This is a genomic window from Halarchaeum nitratireducens (assembly GCF_017874695.1).
GTDB lineage: Archaea > Halobacteriota > Halobacteria > Halobacteriales > Halobacteriaceae > Halarchaeum > Halarchaeum nitratireducens.
The window spans coordinates 1-1,355 of record NZ_JAGIKY010000031.1 but is presented as its reverse complement, the minus strand read 5'-3'; the positions used below and the strand labels follow the sequence as shown (position 1 = coordinate 1,355).

Genomic DNA, 1,355 nt, shown 5'->3' with positions numbered 1-1,355 from the left:
CTCGTCGACGTACTCGTGCTCGTCGACGTGGACGTACTCGTGGACGTGCTCGTCGACGTACTCGTCGAGGTCGACGTGCTCGTCGAGGTTTCGAGTTCGCTGGCGTTCACGACCTGGACGTCCACAACGTCGGTGTTCTCGCCGTCGTCGACTTCCAGCGTGTAGTTCCCGGTCGCGACGTCGTCACCGACCGGCATCTCCAGCGACCACGACCCGTCCCAGCTCCACTCGTCCGTCGAGGTGAGCGCGACCGTGTCGCCGTCCTGGTTCTGCAGTTCCAGCGTGATCGTGTTGTCGTCCGGCTGCAGGTTCGTCTGCCCCTTCACCATCGCGGTCTCACCCACTGCGATCGGGTTGAGCCCCGAGGCCTCGTGGCCCTCGGTGTAGACCGTGTTGATACGCGAGGAGGCGTCAGCCAGACGGAACGACGTCTGCACCACGTTGTCGTCCGATGCCGAGTCGTCGATCGTCTCCGACTCGAACGCGTTCCAGATCTGCGTCCCGTCACGCGAACCCTGGCCGTTGCGCAGCCAGTCCGTCAGCCCGTTCACGTCCGCGTTACGGTTCCCGGGCAGCTCGCCGTCACCGACCACGTCGTCCTGGCCGATGTGGTAGGCGAACCCGTTGACCTCGCCCTCTGCGAGGTTGCTGATCGAAATGTCGTCCTCATCGAACGTGTAATCGTCCGAGTCCACGGACGACGTCGTCGTTACGACGCTCCCGCGGCGGCCGATGAAGCCGATCAGCACGTTATCCGCACCAGGCGCAGTCCCGTTCACGTCGATCGTCCCGGTCTCCTGCGCGACCTGGCCGTTGATCGTCCAGAACTTCGCGTCCAGACTCGTCTTCGTCACGCGCAGCGACGTCTGGCCGCTCGTCCCCGAATTGAAGTCCGACGTGCTGAGCGTCTCTCGCAGCTCACCGTCTTCCATCGCGTCCTGTGCGTCGATCGCACCCAGACGGTACGTCCCGGTGATCCGGAAGATGTCGCTCACTTCCGACAGCCGGACGTCGTCCTCCGACCACGTCCCGTCGCTGTCGACGCTGATCGTACCGATGTCAATCAGCTCGTAGTCGCCCTGGTCGCGGGCGTACAGCGCGACGCGGTCCAGCCCGGACGGCGCCGTCCCGTTCACTTCCACTTCGGACCCGACGACGTACGTGTCGCTCGGGTTGTCGATCGTGACCTCGCCCTCAGTCACGTCGAGGGACGTCGAGTCCGCCTCGGAGACACCGGAAACGATGTCGTCCGGGGTGGTACCCGCGTCGTAGACGTCCACGTCGATCGACGTGTCGTCCAGGTACTGCGTGTCGATCGAGCCGACGCCGACACCCGTGTCGTCGTCGATCTCGAC

General features: G+C 64.8%; 1 protein-coding gene. It reads right to left on the bottom strand.

Going from position 1 to position 1,355, the window contains the following annotated elements; translation table 11 throughout:
* Positions 1 to 1,355, bottom strand: a 1,355-nt coding sequence (gene csg, locus J2754_RS15990; RefSeq protein ID WP_211088009.1) for an HVO_2072 family ArtA-dependent S-layer glycoprotein, incomplete at both ends; no start/stop codon positions are given.